The sequence below is a fragment of the Variovorax paradoxus genome, assembly GCA_016806145.1.
Classification (GTDB): Bacteria; Pseudomonadota; Gammaproteobacteria; order Burkholderiales; family Burkholderiaceae_C; genus Variovorax.
Genome location: CP063166.1, coordinates 1,906,191 through 1,922,206, shown reverse-complemented (window position 1 = coordinate 1,922,206; position 16,016 = coordinate 1,906,191). Strand labels below are relative to the sequence as shown.

Below are 16,016 nucleotides of genomic sequence, written 5' to 3'. Positions count from 1 at the left end.
CGCGCGGCCATGAAAAAGGCGCCCTCGCGGGGCGCCTCGACGGCCTGAGGGCGGAAGGCGTTCAGGCCAGCGCCATCCGCGCCGCCGGCCGGCTCGCGCGCAGCCCGCTCCATAGCAGCTCGGCCAGCACCAGCACGCACACCGCCTGCGCCAGCACCCAGGCCACGCCCAGCGCGGTCACCGGGAACAGGCCGCCGGCCAGCAGCGCGGCGCAGCCCACGGCCCAGCCCAGGTTGCCGAGCATGACCACGCCGATCAGCGTGCGCGGCGGGGTCGCACGGCTGGCCATGAGGGCGGCCGCGGCGGCATAGGCCAGCAGGAACACGCCGCTGCCCAGCAGCAGCGCGGCCGGCAGGCCGGTGAGGCGCGCCAGGGTGTCGGTGACAGCGACCTGCAGCGCGCCGGTGCCGGCGCAGGAGGCGGCGTCGGCCCACATCACGCGGGGCAGGAAACGCGGCGAGGCGAAGAGCGTGGAACGTGCGGTCATGAGGTTTCTCCTTCGGTTCGGGTGGTACGCCGCAAGAGGATCTCGCTGCGTTGGGGTCGATGATTCCGGGACCGGCGCACAGCGTCCATGACCTGCCAGGTCATGGCGATGCGCGGCCCGCGCGCCAGAATGCGGCCCCATGAACACCCCCCGCCCCCACCCCACGAAGCCCGGCCAGCCGGGCGCGCGCGACCCCTTCGGCGTGCACCTGCGGCACTGGCGCACCCACCGCCGCCTGAGCCAGCTCGACCTGGCGCAGGAGGCCGAGGTCTCGACCCGGCACCTGAGCTACGTGGAAACCGGCCGCGCCGCGCCGAGCCGCGAGATGGTGCTGCGGCTGGCCGAGCGGCTGGACGTGCCGCTGCGCGAGCGCAACGCGCTGCTGGTGGCCGCGGGCTTCGCGCCGATGTACCGCCAGCGCTCGCTCGACGACCCGGCCATGGCCTCGGCGCGCCGCGCGGTCGACCTGGTGCTCAAGGGGCACGAGCCCTTTCCCGCGCTGGCGGTGGACCGCCACTGGAACCTCGTGGCCTACAACGCGCTGGTGCCGCTGTTGATGCAAGGCGCCTCGGCCGACCTGCTGAAGCCGCCGGTCAATGTGCTGCGCCTGAGCCTGCGGCCCGACGGGCTGGCCTCGCGCATCGCCAACCTCGCGCAGTGGCGCACCCACCTGCTCGAACGGCTGCAGCAGCAGATCGCCGCCACCGGCGACCGCGTGCTGGTCGAACTGCACGACGAACTCGCGGCCTACCCCGTGCCCCACGTCGGCCACGACACCCCGCCCGCGGGCGGCGAGCTGTCGGGCGTGGTGGTGCCGTTCCAGCTCGTGACGCCCAACGGCGTGCTGAGCTTCATCAGCACCACCACCATCTTCGGCACGCCGGTCGACATCACGTTGCAGGAACTCGCGGTGGAGTCGTTCTTTCCGGCCGATGCGCAGACGGCGGCGGCGCTGCCGGCCCTGGTTGCGCAGGCGAAGGCGCAGGCTGGCGCGGCGGGCTGAGCGCGCCTGCCCCCGCCTCTTCCTCGTCGCGCGCCTTCGGCCCCGGCACGTCGTCGACCTGGATCACCTTGTCGGCCGCGCGCAGATAGGCCAGCGCGAGCGCCGGATCGGCCGCCGTGCGGGCCGCGGCCTCGAGCGAGTTCGTGCGCCGCAGCACCTTGTTGAGCGCCGCGGTTTCGTCGCCGAGCCGGTCGCCGAGTTCCAGCGCGCTCATCAGGTCGCGCAGGCCGCCGGCCGCGGGTTCGCTGAGATCGGGCACCAGCCGAGCGACCACGTCGGGCCGGGTGCGCAGCGTCTCGGCCAGCGCCAGCAGCTGCACGTCGCGCAGCGGCGCCAGGTGCGCGGTGCGCCGCAGCACCAGCGCGCCGATGAAGCGCCGGCCCGGCGTGGGCAGGTTGGCATAGAGGTCGTGCAGGATCGCCGCCGCCTGGTCGAGCTGCACGCGGATCGCGGCCTGCGCGAAGGGCAGCATCTCGGGCGCCGCCTCCACGCCGTAGCGCCAGACGCAGGCGCTCGCCAGGTACAGATGGGCCAGCACGTCGCCGAGCCGCGCCGACAGCAGTTCCATGCGCTTGAGCTTGCCGCCGAGCATGCCCATGGCGAGGTCGGCGGTGAGCGCGTACTTGGCGCTCATGCGCGCGATCAGCCGGGCCTCGGGCGCCAGCGCCTCGGGCGGGCGGCCCAGCACCGGCGCGCCGAACAGGCTGTGCCAGAGGTTGCGCGCCACGTGCCCGCCATGCGCCATCAGCGCCTTGCCGAGCGCGGTCTCGTCGTTCGCCTGCACCGCGGCCATCTCGTCGAGCACGTGCGGATGGCAGCGCACCGCGCCCTGGCCGAACACGATCAGCGCGCGTGTGAGGATGTTGGCGCCTTCCACCGTGATCGCGATCGGCGCCTGCCGGTAGGCCACGCCCAGCAGGTTCGAGGGGCCGGAGATGATGCCCTTGCCGCCGAGGATGTCCATGCCGTGGTTGACCGCGCGCCGGCCGGCCTCGGTCAGCTGCACCTTGAGGATCGCGCTTGCCACGCTGGGCCGTTCGCCGGCGTCGAGCGCGCAGGCGGTGAAGCGGCGCGCGGCATCGCTCGCATAGAGCTCAGCCGCCATCTGCGCCACCAGCCCCGCCACCGCGTGGAACTTGCCCACCGGCAGGCCGAACTGCTCGCGGATGCGGCCATAGCCGTTGCTCACGAACAGCGCGGTCTGCTGCATCGCCGAGCCGAGCGCGGGCAGCGAGATGGCGCGGCCCGCGGCCAGGCACTCCATCAGCATGCGCCAGCCCTGGCCGACCTGCGGCTCGCCGCCGATCACCCAGTCCATCGGCACGAAGACCTGGCGGCCGTGGATCGGGCCGTTCATGAAGGCGCTGTCCATCGGACGATGGCGCCGGCCGATCTCCATGCCCGCGTGCGGCACCGGGATCAGCGCGCAGGTGATGCCGAGATCGCGCTGGCCCTCGGGCCGGCTCTCGTCGACCGCGTGGAAAGCGAGGCCGACCACGGTGGCCACGGGCGCCAGCGTGATGTAGCGCTTGTCGAAGTCGACCAGGAAGCCGCGCGTTGGCCGGCCCTCGAACTCGCGCTCCACCAGCACGCCGCGGTCGGGGATCGAGGCGGCATCGGAGCCCGCGTAGGGCGAGGTCAGGCCGAAGCACGGCAGCTCGCGGCCATCGGCCAGGCGCGGCAGGTAGTGGTGCTTTTGATCGTCGGTGCCGTAGCGCAGCAGCAGCTCGGCCGGGCCGAGCGAGTTGGGCACCATCACCGTGACCGCGGTAGCGACGTTGACGGTGGCGATGCGCGCCACCACCGTCGCATGGGCGTGGTGGCCGAAGCCGAGGCCGCCGAACTCCTCGGGAATGATCATCCCGAAGAAGCGCTTTTCGCGCAGGTGGCGCCACACCTCGGGCGGCAGGTCCTTCGCTTCGTCGATCGCATGGTCGTCGAGCATCGCGCACAGCGTGCGCACCTCGCGGTCGATGAAGTCCTGTTCGCGCTCGGTCAGACGGTTGGGCCCGAAGGCCGCAAGCGCGTCGAAATCGGGGCGGCCGGCGAACAACTGGCCTTCGAAACCGACGGTGCCCGCCTCGAGCGCGGCGCGTTCGGTGTCGCCCAGCGGCGGCAGCGCCTTCGAGAAAGGCTTCATGGCCCAGCGGCCGATCAACGAGGCCAGCGGCATGCGTGTCTCCTTCGCCGCGAGGCAGGCGCGCGGCGCTCAGCCATGGTGCGGCCGCAGGGGCCCGGGGACGGCCGGCCGAGGACGACCGCGCGTGTCGGAGACGGGCTTGCATTGCCGGCGCGCCCGGCGCCGCGCGGCTCAGCGCCGCTTCGGTGCCTGCTGCGCGGCCGGTGCGGGCGCGGCCGCCGGGGCCGCTGCCGCGGCAGTCGGCTCGCGCCAGCCGTATTCGACATAGCGCCGGATCACGAGGCAGCCCGGCGGCGAATCGATCAGCGACACCGACGAGGTCGGCTCCTTGTCGTCGGTGTAGACCGTGTAGACCGGCAGCAGCCTGGTCGCGCGGTAGTTCGGCAGCTCCTGCTGGGCGATGCTCGCGCAGGTGAAGGGTGCCACCGAGATGCGTTCGGCCGCCACGGTGCAGGCGCCGCTGTCGTCGGGGATCGCGGTGATCGAGCCCGCCACGCCCGCATTCGGGAACTCGATGCCGATCAGCGAGAACACCGGGCCGCTGTCGGGGCGCTTGCGGTCCCAGTCGAGCAACACGTCGTGGCTGCGACTGCCCTGCACGGTCAGCGAGGACAGCCGCGTGATCGCCGGCAGGCAGCGCTTCACGCCCACGCTGGTGGCCGCGCGCGTCAGCACGTCCTGCGGCGGCGCGGGCGGTGCCTGGGGCACGAGCACGCCCTGCGCGAAGGCGGTGGCCGTCAGGGTGCAGGCCGCGGCGCACGGCAGCAGACGAAGGAGAAGCGATGTCGGGGTCATGGGGGTCGTTCCGAAGTCGGCCGCGTTCAGGCGTAGAGCGCCTCGATCGCGGCGGTGTAGATGCGCACGTTCTCCTCGCCCTCGGGATCGAGCCGCTCGAGCAGCGCCCGCGCGCGCTCGCGGTAGCCGGGCAGGTCGGCGTCGTGCTCGGCGAAGGCGCGCCGCAGCGCGCGGCCGCCCTCCTCGCAGTCGAAGCCCTGGTAGCGGTAGCCGCAGTCGCCGATCAGGTGCGAGTTGTGCACCAGCGGATAGCCGCCGTACAGCGCCTCGTAGTAGAGGTAGTTCTGGCCGTTCTCCCAGTGGTGCGCGAACACGCAGTCGACGTTGGGCGGCACCACCTGGTAGACCGGGAAGCGCCCCTCGAACGAGGCCAGCCCGTGCTGCACCAGGTCCAGGCTCTGGGCGAAGCCGACGAACTGCGGCTTCTCGCGCAGGTGGAAGCTGTTGTAGACCCACAGGCGCTCGATCAGGTCGGGCTGCGCGCGGTGCGCCGCCTCGCAGCCCAGCATCGGGATGAAGCTGGTCTTCACCATGCAGATGTTGGGCTCGAAGATCGCCACGCGCCAGTGCCGGCGTCCGGGCTCGTAGGCGAAGGGCTTGCCGCCGCCGCTGCGCGCCAGGGCGCGCTCGAGCACCATCGGGCTCCACAGGTGCGGCATCAGGCGCACCGGCGTGCGGAACGCGGCCTCGAAATAGGGTTTGCAGGTGGCCTCGTACTCGGGCAGCGTCCAGACCTCGTGGTAGGGCGCGAGCGTCAGCAGCAGGCCATGCGGCTTGTCGAAGATCATGCGCTCGATGTCGATCACGTAGTCGTTGCCCACGCGCATCGACACGATCTTGCCGCCGCGTTCGCGGAAGGCCACGGCCCAGTCGCGCCCGAGCTGGGCGCTCATCTCGATCATCACGTCGAGTTCCTGCGCGGCGGTCGCCATGTCGACGATCGGCACCGGCGAATCGGCCAGGAAGCCGGCCGCATCGGCCGGCGCGCCGTCGCCGCCGCCGGCCACGAGCACCGTGCTGGCCACGCGCGGCGAGCGCAGCAGCAGCATCACGAGGAACAGGCAGTTCTGGTAGACGCCGTTCTCCCACAGGCTCTGCTCGCCCTTGCGGATGAAGATCGAGACGCCGACGCGCAGCTTGTCGGGCATGGCGTTCATCGCGCGGCACCTCCGACGCGGAAGCTCGCGTCGCCGCCCACGAGCTGCAGCAGCCGCTGCGCATAGCCCTCGACATTGGCGCGCGCCAGCGGATCGAGCGCGTCGAACACGCGTTGCGAGCGCGCCCTGTAGTCGTCGAGTTGCCCATCGTGATGGCGCGCCGCGTTCAGCAGCTGCTCGACGCCCGCGCCGACCTCGAAGCCCGGGTAGTAGTAGCCCGCGTCGCGCAGCCAGGGCGAGTTGTGCACCAGCGGGTAGTTGCCGTAGAGCGCGTCGAGGTAGCTGTAGTTCTGGTCGTTCTGCCACTGGTGCGAGACCACCGCGTCGGCATGCTGCACCATGAAGCCCGCGAAGTCGTTCCGGCCATGGAAGATCGCCTTGTGCTCGCGCACGATGTCGAGCGAGTTCGCGAGATAGAGCATGGTCGGGTGGTCCTTCATGTGCAGCGTGTTGAGCGCATGCATCCAGTTCACCGCCTTCGGGTCGGCGCGGTAGGCGCCGTCGCAGATCAGCATCGGCAGGGTGCCGGCCTTCACCACCGAGATGTTGGGCTCGAAGATCGCGACCCGCAAGCCCGGCTGCTCGGCCGTGCGCGGCGCGTAGCCGAAGCGGAAACCCGCCGCCTCGACCTCGGCCACGCGCTGCGCGAGGAACTCGGGGGACCAGAGGTAGGGCACCACGTTCACCGGGCAGCGGTTGTACACGCGCATCATCGGCGCGAAGGTTTCGTCCTTGGGCAGCAGCCAGACCTCGTCGCAGCGGTCGGGCCGGCTGAAGTGGCCCTTGTCGGAGAACACGATCGGCTCGGCCAGCGACACGAAGGGCTGGCCCACGCAATGGAACACCACGCGCCCGCCGCGCGCGCGGAAGTACGACAGCCACGAGACCTCGAGCGCGCCCGCCATCTCGAACACCACGTCGAGCGCATCGGTGAGCTCGCGCGCCCGGCCGATCGCGAGCCCGCGCGCCGCGAGGTCGACCTGCGGCGGCATCGCCGACTGGTCGCCCGCGTCGATCAGCGTGACCGATTCGACGAAGGGGATCTGCTGCAGCAGCCGGGCCAGGAACAGCACGTTCTGCCCCATGCCGTTCTCCCAGATGTTCTGGCCGGCGTGGGTGAGGACCGAGATACCGATGCGCATGGACGATGAGTGTCCCTCAAAAAAGGGGGCTCCCGCACCCCTGGCGCGGGAGCCTTCCCATGGGGCTTTTTTCTCTCCCTGTGGCCTACTTCCACTTCCAGCCGATGCCGGCGTTGATGCCCCATTCCTTGCCCGTGGTCGAGAGGCCCGCGCCCCACGACATCTTGCCGTCGTCCGACAGCGCCTTGAAGGTCAGCGCCACCGCGCTGTAGCCCTTGTAGCTGCCCAGGCCCACGCCCACGGTCTTCTCGCCCGGGTAGAGCGTCGGCAGGTAGGTGCCCGACATCGCGAACGCCATCGCCGTGCCCGAGTAGGCGACGCGCGCCACGTCGCCGATCTGGTTGCGCACGTCGTTCAACTGCTGCACGTTGACCGCGTCGCCCGGCAGGATGCCCGGCGCCACGTTGCCGATGCGCGTGCCGCCCGGCGCCTGGCCGGCGCCCAGCGTGATCTGGTTGTAGTTGACCGACCCGTCGGGGTTGGTGTCGTACTGCACGCTGCTGGCCTTCGATGCCGCCGACGCCGCCTTGAGCTGCGCCACGTTGGTGGCGTCGCTGTCGGCCGAGCCCGCGGCCACGCCGGTGATCTGGCGGAACTGGCCATTGGCCGCATCGCCCACCGACACCGCGCCCTGCGTGCTGGTGGTGGCCTTGATCGCCGCCTCCTGCGCCGCGTTGGCGCTGCCTGGCACGTAGCCGGCCACGCCCGCGCCCGTGGTCGACTTCGAGCCCGAGCCCAGGGCCACGCCGCCGGTCTGCTGGACCACCGCGCCGAAGCCGATGGCCGTGCCCTTGGAGACGTTCGGCACCTGGCTCGCCACCGTGCCGCCCGCATCCGCCCTGTCGCCCAGGGCCACGCCGCCGTTGCCGGCGCGCGAGTCCGCACCGATCGCCTGCGAGCCGGTGGCCAGTGCCCCGGTACCGATCGCGATCGCGTTGGTGCCCGTGGCCTGCGCCCCGAAGCCCACCGCCACCGCGCCGTCGGCCGTCGCCTTCGCGCCGTTGCCCGCGGCGAAGGAGTTCGCGCCGCTCGCGACCGATTGCGGTCCGATCGCCACCGACTCCTGGCCGATGGCCTGCGAGTCGCCTGCCGTCGAATTGGCGTGGAAGTACTTCGTGCCGTTGTTGTAGATGTTGGTGACGGTGCTGTTGGTGGTGCTCAACCCCGTCGACAGGCTGCCGATGCCGCTGACCGACCCGCTGATGCTCGTCGACAGGCTGCTGAGGTTGCTGTTCGTCGTGCTCAGCCCGCTCGACAGGCTGCCGAGGCCGCTGGTGACGGTACTCAGGCCGGTCGAGGTCGAGGTCGACAGGCTGGAGACGTTGCTGTTCGTCGTGCTCAGGCCCGACGACAGGCTGCCGATATTGCTGGTCGCGGTGCTCAGGCCGGTCGACAGGCTGCCGATGCTGCTCGTGGCCGTGCTCAGACCGGTCGAGGTGGAGGTCGACAGGCTGTTGATGCTGCTGGTCGCCGTGCTCAGCCCGCTCGACGTGGATGTCGACAGGCTGTTGATGCTGCTCGTTGCCGTGCTAAGGCCGCTCGAGGTGGACGTCGACAGGCTGTTGATGCTGCTCGTTGCCGTGCTCAGGCCGCTCGAGGTGGATGTCGACAGGCTGTTGATGCTGCTCGTCGCCGTGCTCAGCCCGCTCGAGGTGGATGTCGACAGGCTGCTCACGGTGCTGTTCGTCGTGCTCAGGCCGATCGACAGGCTGCCGATGCCGCTGCTCACGGTGCTCAGGCCGACGGACAGGCTGCCGATGGAGCTGGTCGCCGTGCTCAGGCCGGTCGAGGTCGAGGTCGAGAGGCTGTCGATGTTGCTCGTCGCGGTGCTCAGACCCGTGGAGGTCGAGGTTGACAGGCTGCCGATGCTGCTGGTCGCGGTGCTCAGGCCCGTGGAGGTCGAAGTCGACAAGCTACCAATGGAGCTCGTGGCCGTGCTCAAGCCAGTCGACGTGGAAGTCGAAAGGCTGCCGATGCTGCTCGTGGCGGTGCTCAGGCCCGTCGAGGTAGACGTGGACAAGCTGCCGATCGAACTCGTCGCCGTGCTGAGGCCGGTCGACGTCGAGGTCGAGAGGCTGCCGATGCTGCTCGTAGCCGTGCTCAGACCGGTCGAGGTTGATGTGGACAGGCTGCCAATCGAACTTGTCGCAGTGCTCAGGCCAGTCGACGTCGAGGTCGACAAGCTGCCGATGGAGCTCGTTGCCGTGCTGAGGCCAGTAGACGTCGAGGTCGAGAGACTGTCGATGCTGCTCGTTGCAGTGCTCAGACCCGTGGAGGTTGAGGTGGACAAACTACCTATGGAGCTTGTCGCTGTGCTCAAACCGGTCGAGGTGGAGGTCGAGAGGCTGCCGATGCTGCTGGTCGCGGTGCTCAGACCCGTGGAGGTCGAAGTCGACAAGCTGCCGATGGAGCTCGTGGCCGTACTCAAGCCGGTGGACGTCGAGGTCGAGAGGCTGCCGATGCTGCTGGTCGCTGTGCTCAGGCCCGTCGAAGTGGACGTGGACAGGCTATCGATGCTGCTCGTGGCGGTGCTCAGGCCTGTCGAGGTCGAGGTGGACAAGCTACCGATCGAACTCGTCGCCGTGCTGAGGCCGGTAGACGTCGAGGTCGAGAGGCTGCCGATAGAACTCGTCGCAGTGCTCAAGCCCGTTGAGGTCGAAGTCGACAGGCTACCGATAGCGCTGGTGGCGGTGCTCAGGCCGGTCGATGTCGATGTGGACAGGCTACCGATCGAGCTCGTTGCCGTGCTCAGGCCGGTCGACGTCGAAGTCGAGAGGCTGTCGATGCTGCTGGTCGCCGTGCTCAAGCCGGTCGACGTCGATGTGGACAGGCTGCCAATCGAGCTCGTGGCGGTGCTCAGGCCCGTCGATGTCGAGGTCGACAGGCTGTCGATGCCGCTGGTGGCCGTGCTCAAGCCAGTCGAGGTCGAAGTTGACAGGCTGTCGATGCTGCTGGTCGCGGTGCTCAGGCCCGTCGAAGTCGAGGTGGACAGGCTGCCGATCGAGCTCGTTGCCGTGCTCAAACCGGTCGACGTGGACGTCGACAGGCTATCGATGCTGCTGGTTGCGGTGCTCAGGCCCGTCGAGGTCGACGTGGATAGGCTGCCGATCGAACTCGTTGCTGTGCTCAAACCGGTCGACGTAGACGTCGACAGGCTGCCAATGCTGCTCGTGGCGGTGCTCAGACCCGTCGACGTGGAGGTCGACAGGCTGCCGATGGAGCTTGTTGCCGTGCTCAGACCTGTCGAGGTCGACGTCGAGAGGCTACCGATGGAGCTCGTTGCCGTGCTCAAGCCAGTCGACGTCGAAGTCGACAGGCTATCGATGCTGCTCGTCGCGGTGCTCAGACCGGTCGACGTGGAAGTCGACAGGCTGCCGATCGAGCTCGTTGCCGTGCTCAACCCCGTGGAGGTCGAAGTCGACAGGCTGTCGATAGAGCTCGTTGCCGTACTCAGTCCAGTCGACGTGGAGGTCGAGAGGCTGCCGATCGAACTCGTCGCCGTGCTCAAGCCAGTGGACGTAGAGGTCGAGAGGCTGCCAATGCTGCTCGCGGCCGTACTGAGGCCAGTTGACGTCGAAGTGGACAGGCTGCCGATGCTGCTCGTCGCGGTGCTTAGACCCGTCGACGTGGAGGTCGACAGGCTGCCGATCGAGCTAGTTGCCGTGCTGAGGCCAGTCGAAGTCGATGTTGACAAGCTGTCGATGCTGCTGGTCGCGGTGCTCAGACCTGTCGAGGTCGACGTCGACAGGCTGCCAATGGAGCTCGTTGCAGTGCTGAGGCCAGTCGACGTCGAGGTCGACAAGCTGTCGATACTGCTGGTCGCGGTGCTCAGGCCCGTGGAGGTCGAGGTGGACAGGCTACCGATGGAGCTTGTCGCAGTGCTAAGCCCCGTCGACGTGGAGGTCGACAAACTGCCGATGCTGCTCGTCGCCGTGCTCAAGCCGGTCGACGTCGATGTAGACAGGCTGCCGATCGAACTCGTTGCCGTGCTCAAGCCAGTCGACGTCGAGGTCGACAGGCTATCGATGCTGCTCGTCGCGGTGCTCAAGCCGGTCGACGTCGATGTGGACAGGCTGCCGATCGAACTCGTTGCCGTGCTCAAGCCGGTCGACGTGGAGGTCGACAGGCTATAGATGCTGCTCGTCGCGGTGCTCAGACCCGTCGAAGTCGACGTGGACAGGCTACCGATCGAACTCGTCGCCGTGCTCAAGCCGGTCGACGTCGAGGTCGACAAGCTGTCGATACTGCTGGTCGCGGTGCTCAGACCCGTGGAGGTCGAGGTGGACAGGCTACCGATGGAACTCGTGGCCGTGCTCAAGCCCGTCGAGGTCGACGTCGACAAGCTGCCGATGGAGCTTGTCGCCGTGCTCAATCCGGTCGACGTGGAGGTCGACAAGCTACCGATGCTGCTGGTCGCCGTGCTCAGACCGGTCGACGTGGACGTGGACAGGCTACTGATCGAACTGGTCGCGGTGCTCAAACCCGTGGAGGTCGAAGTCGACAGGCTGTCGATAGAGCTCGTTGCCGTGCTCAGACCAGTCGACGTGGAGGTCGAGAGGCTGCCGATCGAACTCGTCGCGGTGCTCAAGCCAGTGGAGGTCGAGGTCGACAGGCTGTCGATACTGCTGGTCGCCGTGCTCAGGCCCGTGGAGGTGGAGGTGGACAGGCTACCGATGGAGCTCGTCGCAGTGCTCAGACCGGTCGACGTCGAAGTCGACAGGCTGTCGATGCTGCTGGTCGCCGTGCTCAAGCCGGTCGACGTCGATGTAGACAGGCTGCCAATCGAGCTCGTTGCCGTACTCAGACCAGTCGACGTCGAGGTCGACAAGCTGTCGATGCTGCTCGTCGCGGTGCTCAGACCCGTAGAGGTCGAGGTGGACAGGCTGCCGATCGAACTCGTTGCCGTGCTCAGGCCCGTCGAGGTCGACGTCGACAAGCTGCCGATCGAGCTTGTCGCCGTGCTCAACCCGGTCGAGGTGGAAGTCGACAGACTGTCAATAGAGCTCGTTGCTGTGCTCAAGCCGGTGGACGCCGAGGTCGAAAGGCTGCCAATGCTGCTGGTGGCAGTGCTCAAACCCGTGGAGGTCGAGGTCGACAAGCTGCCGATGGAGCTCGTTGCCGTGCTCAAGCCGGTGGACGTCGAAGTCGAGAGGCTGCCGATGCTGCTGGTCGCCGTACTCAGACCCGTCGAAGTGGACGTAGACAGACTGCCGATCGAGCTCGTTGCCGTGCTCAACCCGGTCGATGTCGAGGTCGACAAGCTACCGATGCTGCTGGTCGCCGTGCTCAGACCCGTGGAGGTCGACGTGGACAAGCTGCCAATGGAGCTCGTCGCGGTGCTCAGGCCGGTCGACGTGGAAGTCGAGAGACTGTCGATGCTGCTGGTCGCCGTGCTCAAACCCGTCGAAGTCGACGTGGACAGGCTGCCAATCGAACTCGTCGCAGTGCTCAGCCCGGTCGATGTCGAGGTCGAAAGGCTGTCGATGCTGCTGGTCGCGGTGCTCAGGCCCGTGGAGGTCGAGGTGGACAAGCTAACGATGGAACTCGTTGCAGTGCTCAGACCGGTCGAGGTGGAGGTCGAGAGGCTGCCGATGGAACTCGCTGCGGTGCTGAGACCCGTGGACGTCGAGGTCGACAGACTGCCGATCGAGCTGGTCGCAGTGCTCAGGCCTGTCGAGGTCGACGTGGACAAGCTGCCGATACTGCTCGTCGCGGTGCTCAGACCCGTGGAGGTCGAAGTCGACAGGCTGCTGATGGAACTCGTGGCCGTGCTCAAGCCAGTCGACGTCGAGGTCGAGAGGCTGCCAATGCTGCTCGTTGCCGTGCTCAGGCCCGTCGAAGTCGATGTCGAAAGGCTGTCGATCGAGCTGGTGGCGGTGCTCAGACCCGTCGAGGTGGAGGTCGACAGGCTGCCGATGCTGCTGGTCGCAGTGCTCAAGCCCGTGGACGTCGACGTCGAGAGGCTGCCGATGGAGCTCGTTGCAGTGCTCAAGCCGGTGGAGCTGGAAGTCGACAAGCTCGACACGCTGCTGTTCGTCGTGCTCAGGCCCGACGACAGACTGCCGATGCTGCTCGTTGTGGTGCTCAGTCCGGTCGACAGGCCATCGATGCGGCTGTTCGCCGTGCTCAGACCCGTGGAGGTCGAGGTCGAAAGGCTGCCGATCGAGCTGGTCGCAGTGCTCAGGCCCGTCGAGGTCGAGGTCGACAAGCTGCCGATCGAACTCGTTGCCGTGCTCAGGCCAGTCGACGTCGAAGTCGAGAGGCTGCCGATGCTGCTGGTCGCCGTGCTCAAGCCGGTCGACGTCGATGTGGACAGGCTGCCGATGCTGCTCGTAGCCGTGCTCAGACCCGTGGAGGTCGACGTCGACAGGCTCGACACACTGCTGTTCGTCGTGCTCAGACCCGAAGACAAGCTGCCAATCGAGCTGGTTGCGGTGCTCAGCCCCGTCGACGCGGAGGTCGACAAGCTGCCGATGGAACTCGTTGCGGTGCTGAGGCCTGTCGAGGTCGACGTGGACAAGCTACCGATACTGCTCGTCGCGGTACTCAGACCCGTGGACGTCGAAGTCGAGAGGCTGCCGATCGAGCTGGTTGCGGTGCTCAGACCTGTCGAGGTCGAGGTGGACAAGCTACCGATGCTGCTCGTGGCGGTGCTCAAGCCCGTGGACGTGGAGGTCGACAGGCTGCCGATCGAACTCGTGGCCGTGCTTAACCCGGTGGAACTGGAGGTCGACAAGCTCGACACACTGCTGTTCGTCGTACTCAAGCCCGATGACAGACTGCCTATGCTGCTGGTCGTGGTGCTCAGTCCGGTCGACAGGCCATCGATGCGGCTGTTTGCCGTGCTCAAGCCAGTGGAGGTCGACGTCGACAGACTACCGATGCTGCTCGTGGCGGTGCTCAAGCCGGTCGAAGTCGAAGTCGAGAGGCTACCGATGGAACTGGTCGCGGTGCTCAACCCCGTCGACGTCGACGTGGACAGGCTCGACACGCTGCTGTTCGTCGTGCTCAAACCCGTGGAAGTCGAGGTGGAGAGGCTGCCGATCGAACTGGTGGCTGTGCTCAGCCCCGTCGACGTCGAGGTCGACAAGCTCGAAACGCTGCTGTTCGTCGTGCTCAAGCCCGACGACAGGCTGCCGATGCTGCTCGTGGCCGTGCTCAATCCCGTGGACGTCGACGTGGAGAGACTACCGATCGAGCTGGTTGCTGTGCTCAGCCCCGTAGAGGTCGACGTGGACAAGCTGCCGATGCTGCTGGCCGCCGTGCTCAGCCCCGTCGAGGTCGACGTCGACAAGCTCGACACCCGGCTGTTCGTCGTGCTCAGCCCCGAGGAGAGGCTTCCGATGCTGCTCGTGGCCGTGCTCAACCCCGTCGAGGTCGACGTCGACAGGCTGCCGATGCTGCTGGCCGTCGTGCTCATGCCCGTGCTCAGCTGCGCCACCGTCACGGCGTCCTGCAGCGCCGCGCCGTCGGCGACATTGGTGATGCGCCGCAGGGCGGACGACGAGCCCACCGAGACTTCGGAGGCGGGGGCGGCGGTGCCCGTCAGGAAGCCGGTGCCGGTCGGACCCTTGGCGCCCGTCACGCTGCCCGCGCCCAGCGCGACGCTGCTGGCGTAGGCGGCGTTGGCACCCGTGCCCATCGACACGGCGTTCGAGCCCAGCGCCACGGCGTTGGCGCCGAAGGCGATGGCGGCGTCGGTGACCGACAGGTCGGCCGACTTGACGACGGCGCCGTTGCCGATCGCGATGCTGCGGGTCGTGCGGTCATCGGTCGTGGCATTGCCGCCGATCGCGATCGAGGCGTTCTGGGCCGAGGTGCCGATCTGATCGGCGGACGCACCGGTGCCCAGAGCGATGCTGCCGCCCCAGCTGTTCGCGTTGGTGCCGATCGCGATGGCGTTGACGTCGGTGTTCGAGCCGATGGCGGCGTTCTTGCCGATCGCGATGGCGCCGTCGGCGATCGAGCGCGCACCCGAGCCCAGCGCGACGCTGGCGTTGCCCGAGGCCAGCGCGCTTTGCCCGATGGCGACGGCGGCCGCGGCCGCGGCGTTCGCGCCGGTGCCGACACCGATGGCATTGGCGGCCGATGCGCTGGCCGCGTCGCCGACGGCGAGCGTGCCGGCGGCGCTGGCGCTGGACTTGTTGCCCAGCGCGACCGAACCCTGCCCGATCGCATTGTTGGCATTGCCGATGGCCACCACGCCGCTCGCCGCGGTCGCGCCGTCCAGGCTGCCGGCGGCGGTGTTGTTGGCACCCATCGTCACGGCGCCGGTGCCGTTCGAGACATTGGGATCGCCGATGGCGACCGCGCCGTCGCCCGTGGCCTTCTGGCCGCGACCGATGGCCACCGCGCCACCCGCGGCCGTGCCGGCGTTCGCGGTCGTGCCCGACGCACCGATGGCGACGTTCTGCCCCGTGGCGCCACTGACGACGCCATCGCCCTGGGCAATGCCGAAGGCACCGTTGACGATCGCGCCGCGACCGAGCGCGATGCCCGAGGTTGCCGCCGCGACGACGCTGGACTGGCCGCCGATGGCGATCGCATCGGCTGCGGCGGCAGATGCGCCGCCGACGGAATTCGTTCCGAGTGCCAGGGCGCCGGCGGCGGTAGCGCTCGCCGTGCGGCCCAGGGCCGAGGAGAAATCGCCGGTGGCCGTGGCCCCCGCGCCGATGGCGGTGCTGCGATTGCCGTAGGCGTTCGCCAGGGTGCCGACCGCCAGGGCGTTCTCCGCGCCGGCGTTCGAGGAATAGCCGAAGGCCACCGAAGTCTTGCCCCAGGCCTGTGCGAACACGCCAAACGCCGTGGAACTGCCGCCCCAGGCGTTGGCGTTGTTGCCGAAGGCCGTGGAAGGCGCCAGCGAACTCGCATCGCCGCGGGCCATCGCGTTCGTGCCGAAGGCCATGTCGTTGCCGAAGGCGGCATTGGCGCCGGCGCCGATGGCCGTCGCGCCGCCGCCGTTCGCCTTGGCGCCGGCACCGACCGCCAGGTTGTTCGTCTTGTTGGTCGCGCTCGCATTCGCGCCGATGGCGATGCCCGAATCCGCGCCGGCTCCCACGCTGGCACCGCTTCCCAGGGCCAGGGTGGCATTCGACTGCGCATTGGCATTGAGGCCGATCGCGATGCCCGCATCGGCCGCGCTGCCGACGACGGCCTGGCCCCCGATCGCCACCGAGTTGTTGCCCAGCGCGCGCGCCGCGGCGGTGCTGCTGGCGCCGATGGCCGTCGCGCCGGTGCCGCTCGCGGTCGCGCCGGCGCCCACCGCCGTCGCGTAGTTGCTGGTTGCGTTGGA

Annotated in this window: 7 protein-coding genes and 1 pseudogene; 2 read left to right on the top strand and 6 right to left on the bottom strand. The window is 68.8% G+C overall.

What is annotated here, in order from left to right; genetic code table 11:
- Nucleotides 1–61 precede the first annotated feature (61 nt).
- Nucleotides 62–487, bottom strand: coding sequence for a hypothetical protein (locus INQ48_08725; protein QRF59291.1), 426 nt, complete (start codon nt 485–487; stop codon nt 62–64).
- A 139-nt stretch (nt 488–626) separates the two neighbouring features.
- Here INQ48_08725 and INQ48_08720 point away from each other — a divergent pair, with 139 nt between their 5' ends.
- Nucleotides 627–1,490 carry a helix-turn-helix transcriptional regulator gene (locus INQ48_08720; GenBank protein ID QRF59290.1) on the top strand — a complete coding sequence of 288 codons (864 nt, stop codon included), beginning with the start codon at nt 627–629 and terminating at the stop codon, nt 1,488–1,490.
- Here the strand turns inward: INQ48_08720 and INQ48_08715 are convergent.
- The 5 genes and pseudogenes from INQ48_08715 to INQ48_08695 all read right to left on the bottom strand — a co-directional run bounded on the left by INQ48_08715 (nt 1,378) and on the right by INQ48_08695 (nt 15,608).
- Nucleotides 1,378–3,663 carry an acyl-CoA dehydrogenase gene (locus tag INQ48_08715; GenBank protein QRF59289.1) on the bottom strand — a complete coding sequence of 762 codons (2,286 nt, stop codon included), beginning with the start codon at nt 3,661–3,663 and terminating at the stop codon, nt 1,378–1,380. The genes INQ48_08720 and INQ48_08715 overlap by 113 nt on opposite strands.
- A gap of 138 nt (nt 3,664–3,801) precedes the next feature.
- Nucleotides 3,802–4,359 (bottom strand): annotated as a pseudogene (locus tag INQ48_08710) (hypothetical protein).
- Between the two features lie 92 nt (nt 4,360–4,451).
- Nucleotides 4,452–5,582, bottom strand: a complete 1,131-nt coding sequence (locus tag INQ48_08705) for a DUF2827 domain-containing protein (GenBank protein ID QRF59288.1) — start codon at nt 5,580–5,582, stop codon at nt 4,452–4,454.
- Entirely contained in the window at nt 5,579–6,724 is a 1,146-nt protein-coding gene (locus INQ48_08700; protein QRF59287.1) for a DUF2827 domain-containing protein, read from the bottom strand. The genes INQ48_08705 and INQ48_08700 overlap by 4 nt, the downstream gene beginning before the upstream one ends.
- 85 nt (nt 6,725–6,809) lie before the next feature.
- Nucleotides 6,810–15,608, bottom strand: a complete 8,799-nt coding sequence (locus INQ48_08695) for a hemagglutinin (GenBank protein QRF60664.1) — start codon at nt 15,606–15,608, stop codon at nt 6,810–6,812.
- On the opposite strand from INQ48_08695, the gene INQ48_08690 reads away from it, so the two are divergent.
- Nucleotides 15,529–15,999, top strand: coding sequence for a hypothetical protein (locus tag INQ48_08690; protein QRF59286.1), 471 nt, complete (start codon nt 15,529–15,531; stop codon nt 15,997–15,999). The two genes, INQ48_08695 and INQ48_08690, sit on opposite strands and share 80 nt — an antisense overlap.
- Nucleotides 16,000–16,016: the final 17 nt, after the last annotated feature.

Bases quoted from the DNA above. Each gene is read 5' to 3' on its own strand.
- INQ48_08725 (QRF59291.1), bottom strand. From the start codon at position 487: ATGACCGCACGTTCCACGCTCTTCGCCTCGCCGCGTTTCCTGCCCCGC.
- INQ48_08715 (QRF59289.1), bottom strand. From the start codon at position 3,663: ATGCCGCTGGCCTCGTTGATCGGCCGCTGGGCCATGAAGCCTTTCTCG.
- INQ48_08700 (QRF59287.1), bottom strand. From the start codon at position 6,724: ATGCGCATCGGTATCTCGGTCCTCACCCACGCCGGCCAGAACATCTGG.
- INQ48_08695 (QRF60664.1), bottom strand. From the start codon at position 15,608: ATGGCCCGCGGCGATGCGAGTTCGCTGGCGCCTTCCACGGCCTTCGGC.
- INQ48_08720 (QRF59290.1), top strand. From the start codon at position 627: ATGAACACCCCCCGCCCCCACCCCACGAAGCCCGGCCAGCCGGGCGCG.
- INQ48_08705 (QRF59288.1), bottom strand. From the start codon at position 5,582: ATGAACGCCATGCCCGACAAGCTGCGCGTCGGCGTCTCGATCTTCATC.